Source organism: Nakamurella sp. (genome assembly GCF_048594475.1).
Lineage (GTDB): Bacteria > Actinomycetota > Actinomycetes > Mycobacteriales > Nakamurellaceae > Nakamurella.
This window is the reverse complement of the sequence record NZ_JBMDXT010000088.1, coordinates 1-3,610: the sequence shown is the minus strand read 5'-3', so window position 1 is coordinate 3,610 and position 3,610 is coordinate 1. Positions and strand designations below refer to the sequence as shown.

Sequence of the window (3,610 nt, the reverse complement as noted above, 5' to 3'; positions counted from 1 at the left end):
ATCGTGCTGGCGGTTCTCGGGGCCGGACGCTACTTCGGGATCGCGCCGTGGTGGGCACGCGTGACCGGTGGCCAGGCCTGGCTGCGCTAGCGCTCGAATCGGCGAAGACCCGCGTAGATCAAGCCGAACTCCCGCCGCCCCCGAACGTTCGGGGCGGCGGGAGTTCGTCATGTCCGTACCGTAGTGACCATGACTGGGGAGAGTGCCGTGGGCACGTCCGCACCTGCGCAGCCGGCGGGGAAGAAGATCACCGTCTACCTGCTCGACGACCACGAGATCGTCCGCCTGGGTCTGAAGGACCTGCTGGAGAGCGACGGCGACATCGAGGTGATCGGGGAGTCCGGCTCGGTGTCGCACGCCATGGCCCAGATCCCGGCCCTGCGGCCGCAGGTGGCCGTGCTCGATGGCCGGCTGCCGGACGGGTCGGGCATCGACGTGTGCCGGGAGGTCCGCTCCCGGGATCCCAACATCCAGGCCCTGATCCTGACCTCCTTCGACGACGACGAGGCGCTCTTCGCCGCGATCATGGCCGGGGCGGCGGGCTACGTGCTCAAGCAGATCCGCGGCAGCGACCTGGTCGACTCGGTGCGCCGGGTGGCCGCCGGCCAGTCCCTGCTCGACCCGGCGGTGACCGCCCGGGTGCTGGAGCGGGTCCGCAAGGGGCCCGAACTGGACCCGGCGCTGGCCCCGCTGACCGAGCAGGAGCGGCGGGTGCTGGCCCTGATCGGCGAGGGCATGACGAACCGGCAGATCGCCGAGACGATGTTCCTGGCCGAGAAGACGATCAAGAACTACGTGTCCAGCCTGCTGGCCAAGCTCGGCCTGCAGCGGCGCACCCAGGCCGCGCTGTTCGCGGCCAAGCACCTGCCCGAGAGCTGACCCCCGGCCCGGTCACCCGACCGGCACCCGCCAGACCAGGCGGGTGCCGCCGTCCGGCCCGGGCCCCAGCTCGCAGGTCCCGCCGAGCACGTCGGCCCGGGCGCGCATGTTGGGCAGGCCGTTGCCGGACTCGCCCGGCGCGCCCGCGGCGGCCGGCAGGCCCCGCCCGTCGTCCTCGACCACCAGCACCACCTCGGTCGGGCCGTCCGGGCCGGCCGACCCGGCGAGGGAGATGCTGACCGCGGCGGCCCCGGCGCCCGCGTGCCGGCCGATGTTGGACAGTGCCTCCCGGAGCACGGCGAGCAGGTGGGTGCGCACCTGGTCGTGCACGGTGGTGTTCAGCGGCCCGCTCATCGTCACCGCGGGACGGAAGCCCAGCGAGGGCAGCAGGTCGTCGACGGCGCTCTGCACGTCGTCGTACAGGTCGTCGGGCCGGTCCGGGTTGGCCAGCTCGAAGATCGTCCGGCGGATGTCCTTGATCGTCTCGTCGAGTTGGTCGACCGCGGCGTTCACCCGGTTCGCGAGCTGGCCCGGGCCGGCGATGCGGGCGGTGTTCTCCAGCGTCAGGCCGACCGCGAACAGGCGCTGGATGACCAGGTCGTGCAGGTCCCGCCCGATCCGGTCCCGGTCCTCGTAGACGGCCAGCCGGGCCCGGTCGTCCTGGGCCAGCGCGACCTCCAGCACCAGGGCGATCTGGTCGGCGAAGGCCTGGGCCGATTCGACGGTCGAGTCGTGCACGCGGTCCAGCCGCTCCGGCGCCCAGTGCAGCGCGAGAACCCCGCTGATCCGGTCGCTGCCGTCGATCCGGACGAGCATGTCGCCGTCGACACTGGGGGCGACCGGGGTCCCGGTCTGCCAGACGTCCTCCACCCGCGGATCGGCCAGCGGATCGGCCAGCGGCCCGGTCGCGGGGGCGCCGACGCTGGCCGCCACCCGCAGCGCGCCGGACGGGGCGGCCAGCAGCATCACCGCGCCGTCGGCCTCGCCCGCGGCCATCGCGTTCCGACCGATCACCTCGGTCGGCGGGCGGCTGCCCTGCTCGCCCAGGATCACCCGGCTGACCTCGGCCGCGGCCTCCAGCCAGCGGCGCCGCCGGGACAGGCGCTCGTAGAGCCGGGCGTTCTCGATGATGACGCCGGCGGCGGCCGCGAACGCCACCACCACCTCGACGTCCTCGTCGGTGAACGGGCCGCCGCCGGACCGTTCGGTCAGGTAGAGATTGCCGAACACCCGGGTGCCGATGCGGATCGGCGCCCCCAGGAAGGTGCGCATGCTCGGGTGGTTGGCCGGGAAGCCGGAGGAGAGCGGATGGGTCGTCAGGTCGTCGATCCGCAGCGGCTCGGGGTGGTCGATCAGCACGCCGAGCACCCCGTGCCCGGTGGGCGGGCTGCCGATCAGCTCCCGCTGGACCGGACTGATCCCGTGGGTGACGAACTCGCGCAGGGTGCGGGCCTGACCGCGGTGGTCGGCCTCGTCCAGCACGCCGAGGGCGCCGTACCGGGCGCCGGACAGCTCGGTGGCCGCGTCGATGATCCGCTGCAGCGTGACGTCCAGGTCCAGGTCGGCCGCGATCGCGCCGACCGTCTCCAGCACGGTGCGCAGGGTCGGCGAGTCCGTCCCTCTGATGACCGGCATCGGGGTCCCTCCGGTGGGCGTGGCAGGTGTGCGTGGCACCGGCGTCTGGTGGTGATCTGTCCGGTTAGCTTCGCGCAGGACGGCTGCCCCGCGCACGGCAGGGCCGAACACCTCGCCCGGCGCGCACCCCGATTTACACGCGCGGGATCATGGTTCCCGTGACTGTCACGCAGAGTTCCACGCCCTGGTCCTACCTCATGGACATGGACGGTGTCCTGGTGCACGAGGAGCACGTCATTCCCGGCGCCGACCTGTTCATCGCCGAACTGATCGCCCGCGACGCGAACTTCATCGTCGTGACCAACAACTCCATCTACACGCGGCGGGACCTGCGGGCCCGGCTGCGGGCCACCGGCCTGGACATCCCCGAGGAGCGGATCTGGACCTCGGCCCTGGCCACCGCCCAGTTCCTGCACAACCAGCGCCCCGGCGGGTCCGCGTTCGTCATCGGCGAGGTCGGCCTGACCACGGCGATGCACGAGGCCGGCTACGTGCTGACCGACCGCAACCCGGATTACGTGGTGCTGGGCGAGACGCGCACCTACTCCTTCGAGGCGATCACCACCGCGATCCGGCTGATCGGCGCGGGGTCGAGATTCGTGGCCACCAACCCCGACCCCACGGGTCCGAGCCGGGCCGGCCTGCTGCCGGCCGCCGGGGCGGTGGCCGCGCTGATCGAGAAGGCGACCGGCCGCACGCCCTACTTCGTCGGCAAGCCGAACCCGCTGATGATGCGGTCGGCCATGCGTGCGATCGGCGCGCACTCGGAGAACACCCTGATGATCGGCGACCGGATGGACACCGACGTGATCGCGGGTCTGGAATCGGGGATGCCGACCATGCTCGTGATGACCGGCATCTCCAGCCTCGAGTCGATGGCGCAGTACCCGTTCCGGCCGACCATGGTGCTCAACTCGGTCGCCGACCTGGTCGGGTCCACCGAGGACCCGTTCAAGGTGATCGCCCCGGTCTGGTAGCCGTTAGCGGCCGACGGGCTCCGGCACCGGCCGGGGACGGCTGCGGCGCCGGGCCCGGCGCCGCACCGCCGCCACCACCCGCACCGCGAGCAGGTACCCGATCAGCGCGCCGGCCGTGT

General features: G+C 72.6%; 3 protein-coding genes. 2 read left to right on the top strand and 1 reads right to left on the bottom strand.

Features of this window, described 5'->3' with window-relative positions; all coding sequences use genetic code 11:
- The first annotated feature begins 189 nt into the window (after positions 1–189).
- A complete protein-coding gene (locus ACOJUF_RS04640) occupies positions 190–879 on the top strand; it encodes a response regulator (RefSeq protein WP_420120695.1) in 690 nt (229 codons plus the stop codon).
- Between the two features lie 12 nt (positions 880–891).
- Here ACOJUF_RS04640 and ACOJUF_RS04635 read toward each other — a convergent pair whose 3' ends face one another.
- The gene (locus ACOJUF_RS04635) at positions 892–2,514 is read right to left on the bottom strand and encodes a GAF domain-containing protein (RefSeq protein WP_420120694.1); all 1,623 of its coding nucleotides are present in this window, start codon (positions 2,512–2,514) and stop codon (positions 892–894) included.
- Positions 2,515–2,663: 149 nt separating this feature from the next.
- On the opposite strand from ACOJUF_RS04635, the gene ACOJUF_RS04630 reads away from it, so the two are divergent.
- Positions 2,664–3,491: an HAD-IIA family hydrolase gene (locus ACOJUF_RS04630; RefSeq protein ID WP_420120693.1), complete on the top strand. Its 828-nt coding sequence runs from the start codon at positions 2,664–2,666 to the stop codon at positions 3,489–3,491.
- The last annotated feature ends 119 nt before the right edge of the window (positions 3,492–3,610 follow it).